Origin of the sequence: Occultella aeris (assembly GCF_902703175.1) — a bacterium.
Taxonomy (GTDB): domain Bacteria; phylum Actinomycetota; class Actinomycetes; order Actinomycetales; family Beutenbergiaceae; genus Occultella; species Occultella aeris.
Genome location: NZ_CACRYJ010000062.1, coordinates 35860 through 57645, shown reverse-complemented (window position 1 = coordinate 57645; position 21786 = coordinate 35860). Strand labels below are relative to the sequence as shown.

Annotated in this window: 21 protein-coding genes; 9 read left to right on the top strand and 12 right to left on the bottom strand. The window is 70.4% G+C overall.

Annotated elements, in window-relative coordinates; all coding sequences use genetic code 11:
• Entirely contained in the window at positions 1 to 891 is an 891-nt protein-coding gene (locus HALOF300_RS22075; RefSeq protein WP_156743054.1) for a carbohydrate ABC transporter permease, read from the top strand.
• On the top strand, positions 888 to 2966 hold the full coding sequence (locus tag HALOF300_RS22070; protein WP_197522764.1) for an alpha-galactosidase: 2079 nt from the start codon (positions 888 to 890) through the stop codon (positions 2964 to 2966). Before HALOF300_RS22075 ends, HALOF300_RS22070 begins: the two co-directional genes overlap by 4 nt.
• A gap of 36 nt (positions 2967 to 3002) precedes the next feature.
• Here the strand turns inward: HALOF300_RS22070 and HALOF300_RS22065 are convergent, their stop codons facing one another.
• The 4 genes from HALOF300_RS22065 to HALOF300_RS22050 form a co-directional block, all read right to left on the bottom strand.
• Complete coding sequence (locus tag HALOF300_RS22065) at positions 3003 to 3383, bottom strand: VOC family protein (RefSeq protein ID WP_156743052.1); 381 nt, start codon at positions 3381 to 3383, stop codon at positions 3003 to 3005.
• An 87-nt stretch (positions 3384 to 3470) separates the two neighbouring features.
• On the bottom strand, positions 3471 to 4523 hold the full coding sequence (locus HALOF300_RS22060; protein ID WP_231955688.1) for a DUF2804 domain-containing protein: 1053 nt from the start codon (positions 4521 to 4523) through the stop codon (positions 3471 to 3473).
• 26 nt (positions 4524 to 4549) lie between these two features.
• Complete coding sequence (locus tag HALOF300_RS22055) at positions 4550 to 5020, bottom strand: hypothetical protein (RefSeq protein ID WP_156743051.1); 471 nt, start codon at positions 5018 to 5020, stop codon at positions 4550 to 4552.
• Positions 5021 to 5026: 6 nt separating this feature from the next.
• A complete protein-coding gene (locus tag HALOF300_RS22050) occupies positions 5027 to 5524 on the bottom strand; it encodes a DUF1269 domain-containing protein (RefSeq protein WP_156743050.1) in 498 nt (165 codons plus the stop codon).
• A gap of 205 nt (positions 5525 to 5729) precedes the next feature.
• On the opposite strand from HALOF300_RS22050, the gene HALOF300_RS22045 reads away from it, so the two are divergent.
• On the top strand, positions 5730 to 5936 hold the full coding sequence (locus HALOF300_RS22045; RefSeq protein WP_156743049.1) for a hypothetical protein: 207 nt from the start codon (positions 5730 to 5732) through the stop codon (positions 5934 to 5936).
• A 5-nt stretch (positions 5937 to 5941) separates the two neighbouring features.
• Here HALOF300_RS22045 and HALOF300_RS22040 read toward each other — a convergent pair whose 3' ends face one another.
• From HALOF300_RS22040 to HALOF300_RS22025, 4 genes are all read right to left on the bottom strand, one after another.
• A complete protein-coding gene (locus HALOF300_RS22040; protein ID WP_156743048.1) occupies positions 5942 to 7693 on the bottom strand; it encodes a SulP family inorganic anion transporter in 1752 nt (583 codons plus the stop codon).
• Complete coding sequence (locus tag HALOF300_RS22035) at positions 7690 to 8790, bottom strand: AI-2E family transporter (RefSeq protein WP_197522763.1); 1101 nt, start codon at positions 8788 to 8790, stop codon at positions 7690 to 7692. Before HALOF300_RS22035 ends, HALOF300_RS22040 begins: the two co-directional genes overlap by 4 nt.
• A 70-nt stretch (positions 8791 to 8860) precedes the next feature.
• The gene (locus tag HALOF300_RS22030; RefSeq protein WP_156743046.1) at positions 8861 to 11608 is read right to left on the bottom strand and encodes a helix-turn-helix transcriptional regulator; all 2748 of its coding nucleotides are present in this window, start codon (positions 11606 to 11608) and stop codon (positions 8861 to 8863) included.
• A 154-nt stretch (positions 11609 to 11762) separates the two neighbouring features.
• Positions 11763 to 12437: a GAP family protein gene (locus tag HALOF300_RS22025; protein ID WP_156743045.1), complete on the bottom strand. Its 675-nt coding sequence runs from the start codon at positions 12435 to 12437 to the stop codon at positions 11763 to 11765.
• Between the two features lie 204 nt (positions 12438 to 12641).
• Here HALOF300_RS22025 and HALOF300_RS22020 point away from each other — a divergent pair, with 204 nt between their 5' ends.
• The 5 genes from HALOF300_RS22020 to HALOF300_RS22000 all read left to right on the top strand — a co-directional run bounded on the left by HALOF300_RS22020 (position 12642) and on the right by HALOF300_RS22000 (position 16651).
• The gene (locus HALOF300_RS22020) at positions 12642 to 12851 is read left to right on the top strand and encodes a hypothetical protein (RefSeq protein WP_156743044.1); all 210 of its coding nucleotides are present in this window, start codon (positions 12642 to 12644) and stop codon (positions 12849 to 12851) included.
• A 107-nt stretch (positions 12852 to 12958) separates the two neighbouring features.
• Positions 12959 to 13357 (top strand): DUF7144 family membrane protein, encoded by a 399-nt coding sequence (locus HALOF300_RS22015; RefSeq protein ID WP_156743043.1) that lies wholly within the window; start codon positions 12959 to 12961, stop codon positions 13355 to 13357.
• On the top strand, positions 13354 to 14070 hold the full coding sequence (locus tag HALOF300_RS22010) for a hypothetical protein (RefSeq protein WP_156743042.1): 717 nt from the start codon (positions 13354 to 13356) through the stop codon (positions 14068 to 14070). Before HALOF300_RS22015 ends, HALOF300_RS22010 begins: the two co-directional genes overlap by 4 nt.
• Before the next feature lie 2 nt (positions 14071 to 14072).
• Positions 14073 to 15806 (top strand): SulP family inorganic anion transporter, encoded by a 1734-nt coding sequence (locus HALOF300_RS22005; protein WP_156743041.1) that lies wholly within the window; start codon positions 14073 to 14075, stop codon positions 15804 to 15806.
• On the top strand, positions 15803 to 16651 hold the full coding sequence (locus tag HALOF300_RS22000; protein ID WP_156743040.1) for a mechanosensitive ion channel family protein: 849 nt from the start codon (positions 15803 to 15805) through the stop codon (positions 16649 to 16651). The genes HALOF300_RS22005 and HALOF300_RS22000 overlap by 4 nt, the downstream gene beginning before the upstream one ends.
• 13 nt (positions 16652 to 16664) lie before the next feature.
• On the opposite strand, the gene HALOF300_RS21995 is transcribed toward HALOF300_RS22000, so the two are convergent.
• On the bottom strand, positions 16665 to 18050 hold the full coding sequence (locus HALOF300_RS21995) for a DUF1254 domain-containing protein (RefSeq protein WP_156743039.1): 1386 nt from the start codon (positions 18048 to 18050) through the stop codon (positions 16665 to 16667).
• A 163-nt stretch (positions 18051 to 18213) separates the two neighbouring features.
• Here HALOF300_RS21995 and HALOF300_RS21990 point away from each other — a divergent pair, with 163 nt between their 5' ends.
• Positions 18214 to 19548: a DUF1254 domain-containing protein gene (locus HALOF300_RS21990; RefSeq protein ID WP_156743038.1), complete on the top strand. Its 1335-nt coding sequence runs from the start codon at positions 18214 to 18216 to the stop codon at positions 19546 to 19548.
• On the opposite strand, the gene HALOF300_RS21985 is transcribed toward HALOF300_RS21990, so the two are convergent.
• The 3 genes from HALOF300_RS21985 to HALOF300_RS21975 are packed head-to-tail and all read right to left on the bottom strand — an operon-like array spanning position 19535 to position 21757.
• Positions 19535 to 20407, bottom strand: a complete 873-nt coding sequence (locus HALOF300_RS21985; RefSeq protein WP_197522762.1) for a 5-oxoprolinase subunit C family protein — start codon at positions 20405 to 20407, stop codon at positions 19535 to 19537. The genes HALOF300_RS21990 and HALOF300_RS21985 overlap by 14 nt on opposite strands.
• Positions 20404 to 21015: a 5-oxoprolinase subunit PxpB gene (gene pxpB / locus HALOF300_RS21980; protein WP_156743037.1), complete on the bottom strand. Its 612-nt coding sequence runs from the start codon at positions 21013 to 21015 to the stop codon at positions 20404 to 20406. Before pxpB ends, HALOF300_RS21985 begins: the two co-directional genes overlap by 4 nt.
• Positions 21016 to 21025: 10 nt before the next feature.
• Positions 21026 to 21757 (bottom strand): 5-oxoprolinase subunit PxpA, encoded by a 732-nt coding sequence (locus HALOF300_RS21975; protein ID WP_156743036.1) that lies wholly within the window; start codon positions 21755 to 21757, stop codon positions 21026 to 21028.
• Positions 21758 to 21786: the final 29 nt, after the last annotated feature.

Here is a 21786-nt window from a genome sequence, read left to right as displayed (position 1 = left end):
ATGGCCGCACTCGTCCCGAGTACCCAGAACCCCGGCGACCTGCCCACCCGGGCTCACCACCGCCGTCGGGCCATCGGGTCCCGCTCCCCCTGGTTCCACGTGTTCATGATCCCGTTCACCCTGGCCTGGATCACACCGATGGTGTTCGTGCTGGTGGTCGCGTTCCGCTCGTTCGACGACATCGTCGCCCGCGGGCTGTCCGCGCTGCCCACCTCCCTGAGCTGGGAGGGGTTCGCCACGGCACTGTCCGCGGGCGGGATCGCCGGTGCGCTGCGCAACAGCGTGATCGTGACCGTGTGCGCGGTGATCGTCTCGCTGTTCCTGGCGTCCATGGCCGCCTACGCGCTGAGCCGGTACCGGATCCCGTTCCGGAACGCGATCCTGCTGATCATGCTCGCGGGCAACCTGCTCCCTCCGCAGATCCTGCTCATCCCGGTCGCCAAGATCGCCGAGGGCCTCGGCATCTACGACAGCCTGCTCGCGCTGGTCGTCGTGCAGGTGGGATTCGGCCTGGGCTTCTACACGTTCGTGCTGCACGGGTTCATGCGCTCCCTACCGGACGAGGTGTTCGAGGCAGCTCGCATCGACGGCGCCGGCCCGATCCGCATCTACGCCCAGATCGTCCTCCCGCTGTGCCGGCCCTCCCTCGCCGCGCTGACCGCCCTGGCCACGACGTGGATCTTCAACGACCTGATCTGGGCGATGACGGTGCTGCGCACGGAGACGAACTTCCCGATCACGGCGGCGCTGCTGAACCTGCAGGGCGGGTTCGTGAGCCAGTGGAACGTCGTCGCGGCCGGCTCGATCATGGCGGCCGTGCCGACCGCGATCGTGTTCTTCATCTTCCAGAAGCAGTTCGTGTCCGGGCTGATGGTGGGGACCAGCAAGTGAGCGACGACACTGAGGGGCCGTGGCTGCTGCGCACCGCGGACGCCGAGCTGGCCTACCTCCCATCCCCCGGCGGGGAGGGCATCCTGCTGGACCGCTGGGGTGCCGGTGCCCGGTGGGCGCCGCCCGCGCGGGTCGCGGTCGAGACGCAGGCGGACGTGACCCCGCTGGCCCTCACCGCCGCCGGGACCCGCCAGGTCCAGCGCGCGGACCTGCTGATCGAGCGGCCGGACGGGCGCACCGGCGCGCGCCTGCGGCTCGGGCAGGTGCGGCTCACCCGGGAGGGCACCCGCACCCGGCTCGCCGCGGAGCACGCCGATCCCGGCGGCGGCGTGCTGGCCACGCTGTTCGTGGAGTCCGACACCCGGCACGGCGCCGTGGCCCAGTGGGCGGACATCGTCAACACCTCCGCCGTGCCGATCCGGCTCACCCGTGCATTCGGTGGCTCCTGGGAGCTGCCCGTCGGCCCCGGCGCGCGGATCGGCGCCCTGGCTGGAGCCTGGAGCCGGGAGTTCACGCCGGTCACCGTCGACCTGCCCGCCGGCACGTTCGCGATCGGCTCGCGCACCGGGCTCACCTCGCACCTGTACGCGCCAGTCGTCACCGTCGGTGCCAGGGAAACCGACCTGCCCGACGCCGGTGCCGCCTTCTCCGTGGCGCTCGCCTGGAGCGGGTCGTGGTCGATGACGGTCGACGCGGTCCCGTTCCGGGGCCGGGTGCGGGTCGGCGCCGGCGTCGACGACGAGACCGGCGTGATCATGCTCGAGCCGGGCGCGTCGTTCACGACGCCACGGACGTACGCGATCCGGGCCGCGGACCCGGCGGACCTGCCCGGCGCGTGGCACGGCTTCCAACGCACCGTCCTGCGCCGGGACGCCTCGGCCCACCACCACCCGGTCGTCTACAACTCCTGGTACGCCACCACCTTCGACGTCCGCGCCGACCACCAGCTCGCCCTGGCCCAGCGGGCCGCCGACCTCGGCGCCGAGGTGTTCGTGGTGGACGACGGCTGGTTCCGCGGCCGGACCTCGGACGCTGCCGGGCTCGGCGACTGGGGCGTGGACCCGGCGAAGTTCCCGGAAGGTCTCGGCCCGCTCATCGACGGCGTCCGGGACCTGGGGATGCGGTTCGGGATCTGGGTGGAGCCCGAATGCGTGAACCCCGACTCGGACCTGTTCCGCGCCAACCCGGACTGGGTCTATCGCGCCGGTGACCGGCCACTGGTCACGGTCCGCAACCAGCACGTGCTCGACCTCGGCCGGCCCGAGGTGGAAGCGTTCGTGGCCGACATGCTGCGCCGGCTGCTCAGTGAGCACGACATCACCTACCTCAAGTGGGACATGAACCGCCCGATCGGCGACGGCGGCCGTCCCGGCGACCCGCACGGTCTCGAATGGTCGGTCCAGCACGCCCGCGGCTACCACCGGCTGCTGGACCTGATCCGCTCGGAGTTCCCGGCCGTGACCGTGGAGGCGTGCGCGTCCGGGGGCGGGCGGGTGGACGCCGAGGTGCTCGCCCGCAGCGACGTGGTCTGGGCCAGCGACGAGACCGGGCCGCGGGACCGGCTCGCGATCCAGCACGGTTTCCTGTCCGCGTACAGCGCGTCCTGGATGGCGTCCTGGGCCACCGACGAACCCGACCAGCTGGACACCGAGCCGACCAGCTTCGCGTTCCGGTTCCTGGTCGCGATGTGCGGGGTGCTCGGCGTCGGCGGAGACCTGGGCGCCTGGTCACCGACCGACCTCACCACCGCCCGCGACCTGATCGCGGCCTACCGGGAGATCCGGCCCGTCATCCTCGACGGTGACGTGACCCGGCACGGAAGTCCCGCCGTCGGGCAGTACGTGGTCCAGTACCGACTGACAGAGCCCGACGGCGGAGCGGACACCGTCGTGCTGCTCGCCTTCTCGCGGGGTGGCGTCCGCGAGCGCGTGCGGGTCGCCGGACTCGACGGCAGCTACCGCGTCCGAAGCAGCGACGTGACCGTGTCGGCTGCGGACGCGGCCGGCGCCGGGGTGGAGATCGGCTACCGCGTCGCCCCGGACGCGGATCTGGTGGTCCTGGACCGCGTCAGGTGAGCCACGGGCCGCAACCGGAGCAGGTCCGCGCCCTGCTCAGGCAGCCGCGTTGTCGGTGCACAGCCCGACGAGCCGCCCACCGGGGTCGACGATCTGCGCCCACCAGCCCATGTCACCACCGACCTCCTCGCGGGTGTTCCGCACCGTGCCGCCGGCTGCCTCGGCGGCGGCGAGCGTCGCCTCGAGGTCGGCGACGTTGACGTAGACCCGGATGCCGTCCGAGGGGGCGAGTTCGGGCGCCTGCCAGAGCCCGCCGATCATCTCGGAGCCGTTCAGGATGCCTTCGTATCCCTCGCCGAACGGGGTGAAGGTCCACCCGAACACGGCGCCGTAGAAGGACTTCGCCTGGTCCAGGTCGGTGACCGGCAGTTCCCACCAGGTCACGGTGTTCACGGGTGCGGGTGTCGGTTCGCTCATGAGGAATCTCCTTCGATCACAGTGGCGTGATCAGCCTTGCGCCACATCATCGTGCGGTCAAGATCCGCCCACCCGGGCGGACCCGGGTCACCAGCGCTGGTGGACGTCCTCGGCCCAGCCGAACACGTCCGCGACCCGGAGCCACTGCCCCTCGACGCGCACGCGGCCCGACCACGTGCCGAAGCACTGGTGGGTGAAGGAGGAGATCATCTTGAGATCGATTCCACTGGCCTTGTCATGCTCCGGAGTCAGAGTGAGGTCGACGTCGGTCCCGGTGACCCGCCAGGGCCGCAGCCAGTCCTGGGTGTCGTAGTCCCAGACCAGTTCCTCGCTGATCTTGTGCAGTCGGCCGTCCACGAAGATCGCATTCTCGGTCGACCCGGTGCCGTCGGTCCAGTTCCCACCGAGCTGGATGCCGAGCACCCGCCCGTCCGTCCGCCCGGAGCCTGCGCCCCAGTTCCAGTGCATCCGGTGCGGCCACCGGCCCCGGCCGTGGTCCAGCGTCGCCCACGACTGCCCCTCGGCGAGCCTGTGCTCGACGCCGTCCATCCAGAGCCGGCCCGTCGCCGGCCGCGCCACGTCCTTGACCGTGTACTGGAACAACCGCTCGCTCCAGGGCACCACGACGCCGAGGGACTCGTGCCCCGCGGGCCGGTGTGCGAGGACGTCCAGGCGGACCCGGTCACCGATGGCACGCAGGCGGGTGCCGCCGTCGACCTCCTCGATGCGGACCGCCACGCCCAGGGACCGCACGGTGGCCGGCCCCTCGCCGAGGGTGCCCGGCAGTGAGATTCCTGGGGCGAACGGGGCCATCACGTCCTGCCCTCGGATGGCGCCGGTACGCCGGTTCCACAGCCAGAGTCCGTGCACCCCCGCGTAGTCGATGTGCGAGGTGGTCATGGCCACGACGTGGGTGGGCGTGGTCACCGCCCAGTACTCCCAGCGCTTGTTGCGGCCCTTGCCGTACCGGCCGCGGCCGACGCCGTCGGTGCGGACCAGCGGCGTGCGGCACCAGCCGATGGCGTCGGGGTTGAGACGGCCGTCGGGGCGGGTCAGGTTCACGGGCGCCGTCAGCTCCCGCTCGATGACGCGGACTGGCTTCGTCGCACGACCGGGGACGCCGGGAGGGATCTGACTCACCAGCGCACTCTAGCCAGGAAGCCCGGCTACACCGCCGTGCGCAGGGCAGCCACGGCCCGGTCCAGCTCGTCCGCGGCGGCGAGGAGTTCGGACCGGATGCCCTCATCAGGAGCGGGCAGTGCGCCCGCGTACTCCGTCATCCTGCCCGCTAGCGCACCGGCCGTGGCGGCAGCCCGCTCGGCCAGTTCCCGCGGACGAACGGACTTGGTCCGCTGGCTCAGCTCCTGCGCCGACCGGGCCAGATCGGCGGTGCGGCGCTCCAGGTCGGACCACACCTCGGCGCCGGCGGCGCCGGCGTGCTCGGCCCAGATCCGCACCCCGTCCACGACCTCGCCGCCCTGGTCTGCAAGACCGTTCGCCTCGTCATGCCAGCGCACCGCGCGGCCGGACCGACGGGACGCGGTGCCGATGGCGATCCCCGCCAGGCCCAGGAGTACCAGGGCCACGACGACCCAGGTCACGATCGGCCCGGCCCCGACCCCGGCGGCGTCCAGCACGCTGGGTCAGGCCTCCTCGGAGAACGCCTCGCGCAGTTGCGCCTCCTGCTCGTTGCTGAGGTTCGACTGGATCAGGGTGCCCTGGATGCCCCTGGCCTGGAGGTTGTCCCGCACCTTGTCCACGACCGCGTTCTCGGACATCAGGAACAGTGCGGACGTGCCGGGAACCACCTGGTCGCGGACCGAGCCGATGAACTCGTCATCGATGCCGACGTCGGTCAGCGCCCCCGTGAGCGCACCGATCCCAGCGCCGATGGCCGCCCCGAGGAACGGCACGAAGAAGATCAGCCCGAACAGCAGGCCCCAGAACGAGCCACCCAAGGCACCGACGCCCGCGGTGTTGAGGCCCTGGCGCGTCTTCGGCTTCTTCTTACCGGCCTCCCAGGAGACGGTCGCCGAGTCGTCGACCGTGATCAGGCCCTGCTTCGAGAGTTCCCCGAGGGCTACGGCCGCGGCGTCTGCACCTTGCGCCGTCTCGAACTTCCAAACACTCAGCGTTGCCATGCTTCAGTCTCCTCATGGTGGGTGGACCGGCCCGGACGAGCGCCGAACCCGGCCTGTACCCCACCATCGTCCGAAGCCCGCCGGCCGGACGCCTCATCCCTGGCGGGTGAGCCCGGTGTTGCCGACCTTCGTCCGGAACGCGTGAGGCGGGGGCGACGCGCACCGAGGAGGCTTGGCGCCGACCGGACGGGCCGAGGGAGGTGCGATGCGCTACGACATCCGGGTGCGCGGGCGCCTCGACCGGGCGCTCGTGACCGCGCTCGGACACATCACGATCACCGCAGCGGGTCGCGACACGATCCTGCACTGCCGGGTTCCCGACGTCGCCGCGCTGGTCGGAATCCTGCATGCGCTCACGGCGCAGGGTCTGACCGTGAGGGAGGTCCGCACGGCGGATGCCGAGCCCACCTGAGGGCGTCAGCCGGAGCCCGGCTCACGTCGGTCGTTCCCCTCGGTTCCGCCGCCCGCTGCCGGTCGGCCGCCCGTTGCGGACCGGTGCCTGACCCGTCGGCTGGTCGCCGCCTCCATGGCGTGCGTGGTGGACTCGCCCAGGACCTCCGTGGCCGGGAACACCTCGAGGGCCGCCCCCACACCGCTGAGCCGTTCCTCGTCCCAGTACCTGACCATGTCCTCGCCCAGACCACTCAGGTAGAGCCGCCCACCGTTCATCTCGAGGCGCCGGGCATAGTCGGAGACCACGGTGAAGAACGTGACCCCGAGGGTGGTCCGGCCCCGAAGCCGCAGCACTACGGCGGCGTCGGTCGCCAGCCCGGGATCCGGCAGCCGGGCCTGCAACGTGCGAGCACCCGCGTAGAACAGACTGCCGTAGACGTCGAGGACGACGACGTCACCGGCGGCGAGGGCAACGGGGGCTGGACCCTCGATCAGGTGACCCTGCTCGTCGCGCTCCAGTCGCACCACCTTCAGGTCCACGGCCTCCTGGTTGAGCTGGACGAGAAGCGAGAGGGCCACACCGATGCCGACGGCGACGACCACGGGCAGGGCGAGGGTCGCCACGAACGTGGCCGTGAGCGCGATCTGTGAACTGGCGCCGGCGCTCCAGATCGTGCGGATCCGAGCGGGGTTCAGCGAGCCGATCGCCGCGTAGATCAGGATCGCGGCGAGGGTCGGCATCGCCACCCGGCCGACCAGTCCCGCAAAGACGACCAGGATGAGCAGCATCCAGACGCCCGAGAAGACCGACGCCCAGTGGGTCCGGGCGCCGGCGGCGACGTTGATCGCGGTCTGCCCGACGGAGCCGCCCACCGGCATCCCTCCGAAGGCCGCGGAGGCCACGTTTCCCCAGCCCTGGGCGCCGAAGTCGCGGTTGGCATCGGAACGCCGTCCGGACGGGTTCGGCGCCGACTCCGCCACGCCGGCGCCCTGCACCAGCACGATGGCAGCGACGGCGAACGCACCACCGACCAGACCGAGGGAGAGCGCGCCGGGATCGGGAATCTGCGGCAGCGGAAGGCCGGTCGGTATCGTGCCGACGTCGGAGACGTCGGCCACCGTGAGCCCGAGGATCGCGACCGCGGCCGTCGGGATGACCAGCGCGATCAGCGAGCTCACCATCGCGAGCCGTCCCTTGGCGAGGACGATGAGCAGCGCCAGAGCCGATAGCCCGATCAGCAGGGACGCGGGATCGATGCGCTCGGGGTGGCTGATCACGTCCCAGGCCTTGAGGAGGGCCACGGCCCCGGACGCGTCGGCGCCGGCCAGGTCCGGCAGCTGCCCGAAGATGATGTTCACCGAGACCCCGGTGAGGAAGCCGGTCATCACCGAGTGGGAGACGAACCTCGTGTACCGGCCCAGGCGCACCAGGCCGGCCACGACCATGAGCGCCCCGGCGATCAGCGTCAGCCAGATGATCGCGTCCGAACGCTGCTCCGGCGCCACTGTCGCCAGCGCCGAGCCTGCCGCGAGTGCGGCCGCGCTGGTGGTGGTGATGACCATCATCCGGGTGCTCGCGGTCAGTCCACCCACCAGCGGACCTGCGAAGCTCGCGTAGAGCCCGTGCACAGGGTTCACCCCGGCAAGCACTCCGGAGGCCATCCCGTCCGGCACCGACGAGATCGCGCCCGGCAGTCCCGCGACGATGTCGGTCCGCAGGTCCCTCCACCGCGGCAGCCGCCGGCGCCGACGCGCGGGTGCGGATCCTTCGGTCATGTCGGTCCGGGCCCGCGTGCGACCGGCTCGTCACGCAGGAGTGCCGAATCGATCAGCTCGTGCCGGCGTAGGTAGGTCGAGATCACCGCCTGCGCGGTGGCCGCGAGTGGTAGGCCGATGAAGGCGCCCATCGGCCCGAGCACCGCACCGAACGCGATCACCGCTACGAAGGAGACGGCCGGGTTGATCTCGAGCGCCTTGGAAGAGACCCGGGGCGAGAGAATGAGGTTCTCGAACTGTTGGTAGGCGATGATCCAGGCGAGCACCACCAGGCCGAGCCCGATCGACTGCACGCCGGCCACGGCGATCGGCAATGCTCCCGCGATGTAGGTGCCAACGGTCGGCACGAACTGGGAGACGACACCCACGAACAGGCCGAGCGGCACGGCGTAGCCGATGCCGATCACCGCGAGGAAGAGCGTCGTGCAGACGGCCGAGACGAGCGCCAGCACGACGCGGGAAGCGATGAAACCGGAGAGCTTCTCCTGGGCGATGCCCCACATCGCGAGGACTCGCGCCTGCCGCACGGGCTCCAGCGGCCGGCAGATAGCAATCCGCAGTTGGGGTCCCGCGGCAAGCATGTAGAAGGCGATCAGCAGCACGCCCGTGGCGGTGATGAAACCTGAGGCGAGCACCCCGCCGATGCCTAGGATCCCGCTGGCGAGATCGGCACCGTACCGCTCCAGGGCCTCGGTCACGAGTGCCTGCCGGTCCGGGATCTGGTCCGCGAGCGCCGGGTCCAGGCCGGCCCGGACCGCGACCAGCGCATCGTCAAGGGCGGCCACGAGCTGCAACAGTTGGGTCACGAACAGGTTCCCGAAGACTGTGACGAGCGCGACCACCGCGACCAGTCCGCCCACCATCACGGTCGCCGTCGCCACGGCCCGTCGCCACCGGTGCCGGACCAGTGCGTTGACCGCCGGCTCCATCGCCAGAGCGAGAACGAACGCGATCAGGACCGTGGAGATGATCCCCTTGAGCGAGCCGAGGATCCCGTACGCGATCACCCCCACGATCGCGGCGACGACCACCTGGGCCAGCGCGCGCGGCAACCATGGCGGTGGTCGTCGGTCCACGACAGGTAGGGACGCGCTCACCTCCTGGACGGTACGCCGAGGCCCGTCCGCTGGACTCACCCCATCCGCATGAGGGCCGGTGGTGGGGCCGTCAGAGGAGGTCGCGCTCCACTGCGATCCGGACCGCCTCCCGCCGCCCGGACGCGCCGAGCTTGCGGTAGACGGCGCGCATGTGCGTCTTCACCGTGTTCGCCGAGACGAACAGGGACTGTCCGATCTCGGCGGCGGTCATCGGCGAGCGGAGATAGGTCAGGATCGTCATCTCCCGTTCGGTGAGCTCCCAGAACGAGGGCGACCGGCGGATCGGGACCCGATCACGCATCCGCGTGATGAGTTCGCCGACCAGGGTGCCGTACTGGGTCCCCCAGGCCAGATGCTCGGACAACAGTGGGGCGAGGTCGGGTCCGGGCAGCGCGAACGGGCGCGTCAGCTCTGACTCCAGGGACGTCCGGAGCGTCCGCTCGAGCAGCACATGCGCGTCCTCGGCCGCACCCTCGGCAGCGAACATGAGGGCCTCGGTCAGGTTCGCGCACATCGCGATGTGTGCTGTTCGCCGCGCGGCGGGGATCCGGGCGAGCACACCGCGAGCATCTGCGTAGGTGCCGGCACGGCGGTGCAGATCCGCCATCCAGACCAGGATGCTTGACTCGAGCTGGCTGGGGTCCATCGACGTGACCCTGGCCAGAGCGGCGTCCGGGTGACCCGAGACGTCCTCGCGAAGCGCCGCCATGATCGCCGCGAAGGGCTCGGTGAGCCCGCCGTCCGACTCCGGGTCATCCAGTCCCGCCTGCCGAGCGACCTCGACGAGCGCCGCATCGTCGGTGGACAGTCCCACAATCATCAGGGCGAGTGCCGCGTTCTTGCGGAGCTTTTCCTGCCGGGGCTGGGCCTTCCGGATGGCTGCTTCCAGATGGCCCCGCGCCTGCTCGATGTGATCGAGCCAGAACTCGGCCGCACCGAGGACGAGATGGGCCGGGACGAGCGAACTGGAACCTGTCCGCCCGGCGCGCCGGCCGCCGTCGACGGCAGCACGCGCCACGCGGGCGGCCTCGTCGAAGCGACCGAGGACCCACAACGGAACCGGCACCATGGCGGCACTCGCGGCCGCGAGTTCGTGCAGATCGCAACCGGAGGCGAGGTCCTCCGCCCGCTGGAGGTCCGCCAGAGCACCGGCCGGATCGTCGTCCAGGCGCACTGTCGCCTCGCCGATCAGGAAGTGCGCGAACGCCATGACGGCACGGTCGCCGGTGCCGTCCACCGGAAGCAGCTCACGCACGCGGTCGCGCGCCGCAGCAACCTCGGGGTCCGGGCCGGCCACGAACAACTGGAGCAGTGCGTCCACGAGTTCGACGTGACGTGCGCGATCCGGCGGCAGCACCGCGACCCGGGCACGGGCCCGCGCCCTCGTCGCGGTGCTCGTGGTGCGGTGGTCGAGGAACTCACACAGTGCGAGCACGAGCAGGATCTCGGCGTCGTCGACCTCCGGGCCGGGCAGTTGCGCGCAGAGCCGCCGCAGCAGTTCCGTCTCGCCCCGGAGCAACAGATCAGGCCACTGCGCCCGCACCAACGCGAGCGCGAAGGGACCGTCTCCCCCTGCCACAGCCAGCGAGACCGCGAGCGGCACGTCGGCCCCAGCCCAGTACCGGGCCGCACGACGACGAAGTGTCAGCGCCGCCTCTGGATCATTGCGCTGCAGGATCGCCCGGCACTGCGACGCGAACAACGCGTGCCAGCGGAACTCCTGCTCGTTGCCGCCTCCCGCAGTGAGGAAGACGCCGGTGCGTACGCATTCCTCGAGCAGTGCTGCCCCATCCGGGTGAAGCACCGCAGCCAGATCCCCGCGGATCCGGTCTCCGACGGTGGCGTACAGGATGAACGTGGCCAGTTCTGGCCGGAGGGTGCCGAGGATCTCGTCCGTGAGGTATCCGGTCAACGGCAGCGCCGCGTCGCTCATCGCTTCGAACTGCCGCCGCCAGTCCGTCGAGGTGCCGAACGCAACGATCGCCATCCGCGTCGCGACGGGCCAGCCTCCGGTCGACTCGAGCAGGAGGTCGGTGTCCGGCACATCCAGCTCGAGCCCGGCCTGGGCCGCCAGGGCGGCCACCTCCACGCGGCTGAAGCAGAGGTCGGCCTCCCGGATCTCTCCGAGTTCGCCGTCCAGGCGGCGCTTGTGAACGGGCAGGTTCGGGTCCGACCGCCCGGACAGGACGAGCCGCAGGTTGGGCGGCGCGAACCGCATCAACCGGCCGACCACCTCCCGGGACGCCACGTCATCCACGTCGTGCAGGTCGTCGATGACCAGCACGATCGGCGCCCGGAGTTCCTCCAGCGCCGTCAGCAGCGCGTCATACTGCTCGGGATCCACCCGGTACCGCGGCACCAGCGCCGACAGCCGGGCTCCGTCGGATCGTCCCGACCGGCGCAGCGCGGTCCGGAGGGCGTTGACCAGGCCACGGAACAACCGGCGCGGGTCGTTGTCGAACTCGTCGACCGTCAACCAGGCAACGGTCTGGCCCGTCGTCGCACACCACATCGACAGCAGCGTGGACTTGCCGTAGCCCGCGGGTGCGGTGACAAGTGTGAGCCCGTGGTCGCCCACGGACACGGTCAGCCGGTCCATGAGCGCACTGCGCTCGAGCAGGTGCGCACCGACGCTCGGGACCTCGATCTTCGCGGACGGCGTCGTCGTCGCCCAGGCCGAGTCCGCGGCGTCGGGCCTCGTGGAGGTCCCCTCCCGGGCAGCCAGGTCGATGAGCGGATGCCGACCGCTCGTTGCGCCCGAATCAGCGAAGGCGCGCTCAGCGTCCTCGCGTGCGTCCCGCGGCCCATCAGACATCATTCGCGCGTCCTGCCCGAGTCCCCAATCCTGCCTGACGCACACCGCTTCGTGCACGCCCCCCTGGCAGCCATCCAAGCGACAGCGTCACATCCGTGCAACCGGAGCCGTCCCGCGTGTCACCCGAACTGCGCGAACTTCCCCGGCCCGCGCCAGATCAGACGAGGATGGAGATCGCGTCCCCGATCACCTTGGTGCCGAGGACCAGCAACAGCACGCACATGATGACGGCGTTGTTCGCCAACATCCAGGCCCGCATACCTTCGAGCAGGCGGGCGGCCCGGTCGCCCATCACGAAGTAGATGACCACCGGGAGGATGACGCCGACGCTGGCCACCACGGTGAAGACCGCCAGGGCCACGAACTGGTCTCCGCGGGCGTCCGTGGCATTCGCGATCGCGGTGGCCCCCGCGACCACCAGGAGCAGGTTCTTCGGGTTGATGCCTCCCAGGAGGAACGCGAGACCGAACGCCTTCACGGGGCTGAACGTCTCGATCGCGGCCATCCACTTGGGCACCACCGGCGCGACGTCGCTGCCTGGACGGCCACGCCACTGCTTCACCGCGAGGAGCAGCAGGCCGAGGCCGAGCACCAGTTTCAAAAGACCCACCCAGACGGGCGTGGCGCCGTCGTCCCCGCCGGCCGTGTCGCCGACGAGCAGGAGCACGACCGATCCGACCACGGCGATTCCCACGATCCAGCCGAGCACGAACGCGACGCCGTTCGACCTCGCCCGCGCCGAGACCAGCATCAGCACGACGGCCACGATCGGCATCGGGGAGACCATCACGCCGACCGCTATCGGCAACGACTGACCGATCGCCTCGCCCATCCTGGCCTCCTTTTCATCGCCACCGACCACGATGGCCGGATCTCGACCGTGCCATCCTCGCTCGATCCGAGGACGGCGTACTCATCCGCTACGGGTGGTTCGCAGATCTGCCCGCGCGGGTCACACTCGGAGCCTGGTCCACACGGTCGACACCCGCCCGCGCAACGGACCATCCAGGTCACGGCCAAGCCACCGGAGGTCACCATGCTCTATCAGGTCCTCGTAGACGGTGCGGTGCGCCCCGACCGACTCATCGGCATCGACTACGTCAGCGTCACGCCGATCGCTGATCAGACCCTCCTTGCGTGCGCGGTTCCCGATCCTGAGGGTGTGGCCGAACTCGTCAGCGTGCTGACCGACCACGGTCTGCGGTTCGAACGGCTGCGCCGGATCCTCGACGTCCGACCGTTCTGAGAAGGACTCATCACGTTGGGGTGAGGCAGCCGCGGCGCCCGCGATCCAGGCTGGACACCTACCGGGTCCCACGGGGGTCCCGGACCGAGGGAAGACGGGTGTGGACGATGACGAGGAAGGTGACTGCCTGGGCCGGCTGGATCTGGTTCGCCGGCCTGATCATGCTCAGTTCCGGGGTGTTCAACCTGCTCAGCGGAATCTACGCGGTCGGCGCACGAGACGTCGGCGTCGTTGAAGTAGGCACCCAGATCCTGCTCCTGGACGTCAACTCCTGGGGCTGGGTCCACATCGTGGTCGGCGCCCTGCTGATCCTGGTCGCCCTGTGCCTCATCGCCGGGCAGGCCTGGGCACGGATCGCCGCAGTGGTCGTGGTCGGCCTGAACATGATGACCCAGTTCGTGTACCTGCCGCTGACTCCGTGGTGGTCGATCGTCGTGATCGCCCTCGACATGGTTGTCCTGTGGGCGCTCATCGTGCACGGCGAGGAAGCCGAAAAGGTGTCGTGACCGAACCGCAGGAGCCCGACGGCGGGGCTGCTCCACCCGTACGGGAGCGGCTCTTCCAGGGGTCCGGGGCCGGCTTGGCTGGCCTGCTCTTCGCGGTCCTGTTCATCGTGGGCTTCGTGATCCTGGACCAGATCCCGGACTCGGCGACCACCGATGAACTCACCGCCTACTACCAGGGCGCCAGCGGCAGCGCCGTGATCGTGGCCGGGTTCTACCTCGTCCCGTTCTCGGGCCTGGCCTTCCTCTGGTTCATCGCCGCCGCACGGCACCGCTTGCGATCCCTCGCACGCCGGGAGGACCCGCTGCTCGACACCGTGCAGATCACGGCTGGCGTGCTGTTCGTCGCGATGATCTTCGTCGCGGCCGCCGCCGCGGTGACAGGGGTCTCCGCGGTCCGCCTCACCCCCTCGGACGCCACCGCCGACCTCGTCACGCTCGAGCAGGCCTCGACCATGACGAATTACGCGCAGATGCTGCTGATGACCTACGCGTTCCGCACGGCCGGGGTGTTCATCCTGGCCAGCACAACCCGTGGCCTACGGGCGAAACTGTTCCCGCGTTGGTTCGCGGTTCTGAGCTATCTGGCCGTCGCGGTGCTGCTGCTGTCGCTGACGTCCGTGCGTGCCGTGGTCCTGGTGGTCCCCCTGTGGGTCGCCGCGGCCGCCGGCGTCATCCTCTTCCGCCGCGCCACCGGTCAACTTGAGGTCGCCTGACCATGTCCCCCGCTTCCGAGTCCCCGCGCGTACCGGTGTTCTTCGCATCACTGCGCGGGTACCAGGGCCAGTGGCTGCGCCGAGATCTCATCGCCGGGCTGACGGTGTGGGCCGTCATGGTGCCGGAGGCGTTCGCGTACGCGACGATCGCCGGCGTGCCGCCGGTGGTCGGCCTCTATGCGGCTGTGCCGGCGCTGATCGCCTACGCCGCGTTCGGGTCCTCGCGACACCTGGTGGTCGGTCCGATGTCCGCCACGGCGGCCCTCTCCGCTGCCACGATCGCGGAGTTCGCGCCTGGGAACTCCGACGCCTACATCGTCCTGACCACCGTGCTCGCGATCGTCACCGGCGTGGTCGCGATCGTGGCCGGGCTGGCCCGGCTCGGCTTCGTGGCGACGTTCATCTCGGAGCCGGTCCTCAAGGGTTTCATCGTGGGCCTGGCGCTGACGATCATCATCGGGCAGCTCCCGAAACTCTTCGGGGTCGAGGGCGGTGGCGAGGGCGCGATAGGCAAGTTCGTCCACGTGCTCGGCGGACTGGGCCAGCTCTCAGTCCTGACGACCGTCATCGGGGTGCTGTCCCTGGTTGTCGTCCTGGCGTTGAAACGGTGGCTGCCGGCGGTGCCGGCCTCCCTGGCCGTAGTGCTGCTCGGGATCGTCGTGGTCCATGTGTTCGGCCTGAGCGATCGCCTCGACGTGGTCGGTGAGATCGACCCGGGCCTGCCGACGCTCGGCCTGCCCTCGACGGCCTGGGGCGACTACGCCCAACTGGCCGGCCCCGCCGTCGGGGTCATGCTGATCGCGTTCGCCGAAGGGCTCGGAGCGGCGAAGACATACGCCGCCAGGAATGGCTACGAGGTGGACGCGAACCGGGAACTCATCGGCCTCGGCGCCGCGAACCTCGGCTCCGGGCTGGCCTCCGGCATGGTGGTCAACGGCAGCCTGTCCAAGACGGCCGTGAACGGGTCGGCCGGCGCGCGCTCGCAGGTGAGCGGCCTCGTGGTGGCTGCCCTGAGCCTGATCACCCTGCTGTTCCTGACCGCCCTGTTCGAGGAGTTGCCCGAGGCCGTCCTGGCCGCCGTGGTCATCTCCGCGGTTGTCGAGATGGTCGACACGAAGGCGATCATGCGGTTCTACCGCGTCTGGACACCGCGCCTGGGCGGCACGTACGGGCGCGCCGCCCGCGCGGACTTCATCGGGGCGCTCGCGGCCCTGATCGGTGTCCTCGTGTTCGACACGCTGCCCGGTCTCATCATCGGTATCGTCACCTCCCTCCTGCTCATGCTGTACCGAACCTCGCGCCCGAGCGTGCGCACCCTCACCGAGGTGGATGGCAATTGGCTCGACGCCGAGGCGAACGCGGATCACCCGGTGGACCCGGCCGTGCTGGTGGTACGGGTGGAGTCGGGCCTGTTCTTCGCGAACGCCGATCACGTCAAGGACGAGGTTCGCCGGCGCTGCACGCCGCAGACCCGGCTGGTTGTCCTGGACGCACAGACCACCCCGTTCATCGACATCAGCGGCGCGACCGCCCTTGCGGAGTTGAAGCAGACCCTGGAGCGGGGCCGCATCGCACTCGTGATCGCCGGGAACATCGGCCAGGTCCGCGACGTCCTCAGCGCCGATCACGTTGGTGGGCCCAAGGCATACGCGACCGTTGCGGAGGCGATCGGCGCATTCCAGGCGGGTGCCGACGACGAATCGGCCACGAGTTCACCCGAGCAGGTCGAACCGTGATCGCTGCCGACGGCCAGAGCCCCACCGACCAGATCGCTGGACTGATCGACTCCGGCAGTCTGAGCGGATGGGACCTCCTGATCGTCCTGATCGTCCTGATCCTCACCTGGATCGGGTCGCGCGCTGGCCGGCGCGCCGCGATGCGGCTGCTCGCCAAGACCGACGCGGTCCCCTACGAGGTGGCCTACACGTGTTCGCGCGCGGTGGGCTACTTCATCGTCCTGCTCGGGGTCGGGATCGCGCTCTCGGTCCTCGGCGCGCAGATCCAACCGGTGCTCGCCGCCGTGATCCTCATTGCGGTGGTCGCCTACTTCGCCCTGCGGGGTGTGGCCGACAACTTCGGTGCGAGCCTCATCCTGCAGATGCGCAAGCCCCTGCGCGTCGGCGACTGGGTCGAGACCGACGATCGCTGGGGCGCCGTCACGGACATGAACGCCCGATCCGTAGTGCTGCACACCTCGGACGGGAAGGTGATCCACGTCCCGAACGCCCAACTGCTCTCCGACCCGCTGGTGATCCAGCCCAGCGATGCGCCCGTCCGCTCTGAGATCGAGATCCGGACCACGGAGCTGGGCAGGATCGAGGAGATCGCCACGACCGCCGTCACCCTGGCCACCGGCGCGGACGGGGTGATGGCCACGCCTGCCCCCGACCTGGTCTGGGTGGCCAGCACCCCCGACCGGATGATCGGGCGGATCAGGATCTGGCACAAGTCCGGTGCGAGCACGGCCGTCGGCTCCCACGTCGTCCGTGCGGTCGGCGAAGGTCTCGGCGCGGCCGGGCTCGCGGCGAGCCTCACCGCACCGCCCCCACCCCCACCACTGGTACCCACTCCGACGCTCTGAGCCGCCCGATCCCTCAGGTGGGCGTGATGTCGCCGAGCTTCCAGGTCCGGTCGAAGTAGGGCTCGAGCGGACCGTAGAACCGGGTGTAACTGAACCAGTGCCGTCCAGGGATCGTCTCGATCCAGTTCGTCTCGCCGGACCCCGGCGCACTCGGACCGAAGACCAGATCGACGGAGCCATCCTCGTTCACACGAAGATCACGATCGCGTGAGCCGCGGTCGCCGCGCTGCTGCTCGTTGTCGATGAGGCAGCGTGTCTGGGAGTCGTAGACGGTGACGGACCAGAACAACTTCGCGGGCACCTGCGCGGGAACGTGCAGGGTGTACGTGCGGGACCCGTCGAGCCACTCGCCATCGGCTCCGGTGTAGGTGCCGAGGTAGGCCTGGCCGAGGCCAGGCGTCTGGCTCTTCATCGCCTCGGAGAAACTGACGGCCTCGTAGAACCAGGAGGCGCGCTCCAGGAGCTCGTCGTAGTTGGTACCGCGCTGAGCGGAGTTGTCCAACGGCAGGACCAGGTCCCATTCCCGGTCGGGCCAGTAGCGAGACCCGGCGAAGCGTTTGGCGAACGTGTTCGCCTGCGCCATCAGTTCGCCGGCCGCCGCTCCGTCGGTGAGGATGCGGGTCAGGCGCTCGTCGGGGGCGAAGGGCTTGCCCTTCTCGATACCGAGTTGCTTGAGCATCGCGAGATAGAACCGGTCGCGGTCATCCACGATCTCCCGCTGGTAGATCTCGTGCAGACGCACCCAGTACTCCAGGCCCCGGGGCTGGTCTCCGCTCCACGCCCGGCCTCCGGGTGAGACGAGACGCGTTTGCGGCGGATCCTCGCGTCGGGCGTAGGGGTAGATTCGGACGGCGTCGACGAGAGCCTGAGAGCGATCCGGGTCCGGGTCGAGGGTGCGGAAGCCGAACATGATGTTCGTCCCCGTGGAGTGAAGCACCCGGTAACCGTCGACCTCCGTGGTACCGCCTCCGGGCGGGACGATCAGATACCGTGCGCCTTCGCCCCGGTCCGGTCCCATCTCGCCCATCGCCGCGATCTCTCGCTGCCAGAAGTCGGACACACCACCGGCGGTCGGTCCCGCGGGTAGCTCGATGACGAGCGGGCCGCTCTCGGCGAGGTCGAAGAAGTTCAGGATGTACGGCGTCGTGGCGTTCGCGGTGATCAGACCGAGCCGATCGCGGTAGCTGACGTAGTGGACCAGGTCGCTTCCGGTCGCACCGAACACCTCGTAGTGCTGCTTCTTCCACTGTGCGTAGGACACCAGGGGCAGCGCCCAGAGGTAGGCCTGACAGGCGAGCTGATAGTCGAGCTCGTCGAAGACGACGGGGATGTCGTCCCGGTGTGGGAGTTCGCCCTCCATCCGCACGGTACCGAGCCGCCCCGGCAATCCGTTCGCCATGCCACCATCTCCTTCGCCCGAGTACCTCCGGTGCGCACGCACCAGCGCCAGTCTGGCTCCGGTCATCGGCGACCGGCTCACTCGCAGCGGATGAGCCGCCCGTGCGGGCGGGCACCTAACGTCGGCGGTAACCCACCCGCTGCGACGATCGGAGGAGCACGCCGTGACCGAGCAGGACATCACCGAGCTGGCCGCCAGGGCCTTCAGCTACGGATATCCCCTTGTCACCAACCTCGATCAGGTGCACCGGTACGTCACCGAGGGCGTCGGGGCGAACCCGGCGGCGCCGTTCAACACCTTCAGCCATGCACGCACGCTCGCCGGGCCGGCGGACACGTTCGTGACGATCAACAACGACACGGTCTACTCGATGGCACAGCTCGACCTCAGCGCCGGGCCGCTCGCCCTGCACGTGCCGGACACGTCCGGGCGGTACTACGTCCTTCAGTTCGTCGATGCCTGGACCAACAACTTCGCCTACGTCGGGCACCGGGCCACGGGCACCGGCGCGGGCGACTACCTGCTGGTGCCCCCGGGATGGGTCGGCGAGAGCGGCGACGTGCAGGTGATCCGGTTCCCGACGTCGGTCGCGTCGATCGTGGGACGGTGGGCCTGCTCGGGTGCGGATGACCTGTCCAGCGTGCATGTGCTGCAGGACGCGACGGTGCTGCGACAGGTCGATCCCGACGCGCGTCCGGCCGGCCTGGCACGCCCGGATGCCGGCGTGCCGGAGCCTCTCGTGTTCCTGGAGAAGCTCCGGGTGTGGTCGCAACAGTTCCCACCGGCCGCCCGCGACGTGCCGCTCCAGCAGGGCCTCGCCGCGACCGGGATCACCACGGACGGGCCCTCACCGTACGCCGGCGCGGCCGACTCCGACCTGACCTCGGCCCTGACGGCCGGGCTCGCACAGGGGCGGGAGAAGCTGCTCTCGATCCTCAGGTCCGGGTCCAGCCCGAGTGTGAACGGCTGGAAACTGACGCTGCACGCCTTCGACTACAACCTCGACTTCTTCGAGGTCGGCGCCCTCGACGACGACGCGTTCAAGATCTCCGACCCCGCAGTCCGGGTGGTGGAACGTGCCGCCGCAGCGATGGGAGGCCTGTGGGGCAATCATGCCTACGAGGCGGCCTACATCATGACCTATCTCGACGACCGGGGTGAGCAACTCGTCGGTGACCGAACCTACGAACTGCGGCTGGATCCCGTTCCGCCCGTGAACGCGTTCTGGTCGCTCACGATGTACTCGGTGCCGGACTTCTTCCTCGTGGCGAACCCGATCGACCGGTACTCCGTCGGCGACCGGACGCCCGGAATCGCTGTCGACGCCGACGGCGCCCTCACCATCACGATCTCACACGAGCGGCCGTCCGATCCGGCCGCCGCCGCGAACTGGTTGCCCGCCCCGGTGGGGCAGTTCCGGCCTGTACTCCGCATGTACGAGCCCGACGCAGCGGTCCTGGACGGCACCTACATCGTCCCCCCGATCACTCGGGTGTGACGCGGCGCCGGAACCGGATCTCCTGGCCGGGCCGTAGTTGGCCTGCGGCGTCCCGAGCGGACTCGGTGAGCACCGCTATCACCGGGTAACCGCCGGTCACCGGGTGGTCCGGGCCGAAGATGAGCGGCTGCCCATCCGGGGGTACCTGCACTGCCCCGGACACCACGCCTTCCGAGGGGAGTTCTCCCTCGCGCGCACGGTCCAGCGTGGCGCCCTGCAACCGCACCCCGACCCGGTCGCCCACGTCGGAGACCCGGTACCGACGCTCGAACAGCGTCCGCCAGGCGTCCTCAGTGAACCAGTCCCGCCGCGGCCCGGGCATCGCGTCCAGCATGAACGCGGGGCCCGACGGCGGAGCCTGGTCGGCGTCGATCGTCGCCAGGGCGGAGCGCACCCGGCCGACGGGCAGCACCTCGCCGCTGCGCACCGGCGCCGGACCGAGCCCGGACAGCACGTCCGTGGAACGGGATCCGAGGACCTCCGGCACGGCTAGCCCGCCGGCGACCGCGAGATAGGTGCGCAGACCCCAACGAGGCACCCCGAGCCGCATGACGGAACCCGCCGCCACCGCGAGCACCTGCCGCTGTGGCACCGCCACGCCGTCAATGGTGGTCGGGGCGTTCGCCCCCGTCAGGGCGAACAGCAGGTCGGACTCGGCACGCACCGTCAGGCCGCCCATCGCAATCTCCAACGCGGCCGCGCCGTCCTCGTTGCCCAGGATGCGGTTCGCCGCGATCAGGGCACCCCGGTCGGCAGCTCCGGAGGGGGACACGCCGAGCGCGGCGAACCCGGGGCGGCCGAGGTCCTCGATCAGAGTGAGCCCACCGGCCGCCACCACGGTCAGGGTGCGCTCGCTCACCCGGCCGCCTCGAACCGGACCCGCATCCCGGCCCGCAACAGTGCCGGTGGCTTCGCGGTGACGTCGAAGAGGGGCGCGTCGGTCCGTCCGAGCAGGCGCCAGCCGCCCGGGGACGAGCGCGGGTACACGGCGGTGCGGTCGGCGGCGATCGCGACGGACCCGGCCGGCACGCTCGGTCGGGGCGTGGTCAGCCGCGGCAGGTGCAGCGCCGGGTCGAGCCCGGAGAGATAGCCGAACCCGGGGGCGAATCCGATGAAGTCCACGACGTACTCCGGTGCCGTGTGCCGTGCGATCACCTCGGACTCGGTCAGACCGGTTGTCTCCGCCACGTCGGCGAGATCGGCGCCGTCGTAGTGCACGGCGATCCGGACCAGCTCCCCCATCGGCGCGGAGGTCGATACGTCGGATTCCAGATCCCTTATCCGGGCGGCAATGCCCGGCAGGTGAGCGGCAGCGTCCGCGACCACGAGCACGGTGCGCGCGGCTGGGACGACGTCCACGATGCGAGGATCGCCCGCGGCGGCCAGTGCCGCCGCCAGCGCATGGGCCTGAGCGAGGGTGTCCACCTCGATGAGCACGGCGCGCTCCCCACTGGGCCGGATCAGCATCAGTCGCGCCTCAGCTGAACGGCACCGGCGCGAGGCCGGCGCGCTCGAGCTCGGCGCGGACCCGGGTCGCGATGGCGACGGAATCCGGGGTGTCGCCATGCACACAGATGGTCCGCACGTCGAGGCGGACCTGGCTGCCGTCGACGGCGGTGAGCGTGCCGGTTCGGATCAGGCCGGCGACCCGGGCCGCGATAGCCCGCGGGTCATGCAGCACCGCCCCGGGTTCAGTGCGCGGCACGAGCGACCCGAGCGGGGTGTAGGCACGGTCCGCGAAGCCTTCGGGGATCCCGGGCAGGCCCGCTGCCTGGGCCAGCTCCAGAACCAGGGCGCCGGGGGCGCCGACGACGGCGAGTCCCGCCCCGCGCGCCAGTGTCACCACGGCTCGGGCGTGCGCCGCGTGGGCGTGGGCCGCGTGGTAGAGCGCACCGTGTGGCTTCACGTAGCTCACCCGGGTGCCGGCGGCCGCGGCGGCGTCGGCGAGTTCGTTGAGCTGCTCCGAGATGTGGGCGAGCAGGTCGGCCTCGGCGAGGTCGGTGAACGTGCGACCGAAGTTCTCCCGGTCCGGGTAGGCGACATGAGCGCCCACCCGGACGCCCAGTGCCGCAGCCTGCTCACACACCGTGCGCATCGTGGTCCGGTCGCCGGCATGACCGCCGCAGGCCACGTTGGCGCTGGTGACGACCTCGAGCATGGCCGCGTCGTCGCCCACTCCTTCACCAAGATCGGCGTTCAGGTCCAGCATGCACCGATGGTCCCACGCACAGGGCTCAG

Excerpts from the sequence above, each read along its gene's own strand:
- HALOF300_RS22075 (WP_156743054.1), top strand. The coding sequence starts at position 1 with ATGGCCGCACTCGTCCCGAGTACCCAGAACCCCGGCGACCTGCCCACC.
- HALOF300_RS22065 (WP_156743052.1), bottom strand. The coding sequence starts at position 3,383 with ATGAGCGAACCGACACCCGCACCCGTGAACACCGTGACCTGGTGGGAA.
- HALOF300_RS22050 (WP_156743050.1), bottom strand. The coding sequence starts at position 5,524 with ATGGCAACGCTGAGTGTTTGGAAGTTCGAGACGGCGCAAGGTGCAGAC.
- HALOF300_RS22045 (WP_156743049.1), top strand. The coding sequence starts at position 5,730 with ATGCGCTACGACATCCGGGTGCGCGGGCGCCTCGACCGGGCGCTCGTG.
- HALOF300_RS22040 (WP_156743048.1), bottom strand. The coding sequence starts at position 7,693 with ATGACCGAAGGATCCGCACCCGCGCGTCGGCGCCGGCGGCTGCCGCGG.
- HALOF300_RS22030 (WP_156743046.1), bottom strand. The coding sequence starts at position 11,608 with ATGATGTCTGATGGGCCGCGGGACGCACGCGAGGACGCTGAGCGCGCC.
- HALOF300_RS22025 (WP_156743045.1), bottom strand. The coding sequence starts at position 12,437 with ATGGGCGAGGCGATCGGTCAGTCGTTGCCGATAGCGGTCGGCGTGATG.
- HALOF300_RS22020 (WP_156743044.1), top strand. The coding sequence starts at position 12,642 with ATGCTCTATCAGGTCCTCGTAGACGGTGCGGTGCGCCCCGACCGACTC.
- HALOF300_RS22015 (WP_156743043.1), top strand. The coding sequence starts at position 12,959 with ATGACGAGGAAGGTGACTGCCTGGGCCGGCTGGATCTGGTTCGCCGGC.
- HALOF300_RS22005 (WP_156743041.1), top strand. The coding sequence starts at position 14,073 with ATGTCCCCCGCTTCCGAGTCCCCGCGCGTACCGGTGTTCTTCGCATCA.
- HALOF300_RS21995 (WP_156743039.1), bottom strand. The coding sequence starts at position 18,050 with ATGGCGAACGGATTGCCGGGGCGGCTCGGTACCGTGCGGATGGAGGGC.
- pxpB (WP_156743037.1), bottom strand. The coding sequence starts at position 21,015 with ATGCTGATCCGGCCCAGTGGGGAGCGCGCCGTGCTCATCGAGGTGGAC.
- HALOF300_RS21975 (WP_156743036.1), bottom strand. The coding sequence starts at position 21,757 with ATGCTGGACCTGAACGCCGATCTTGGTGAAGGAGTGGGCGACGACGCG.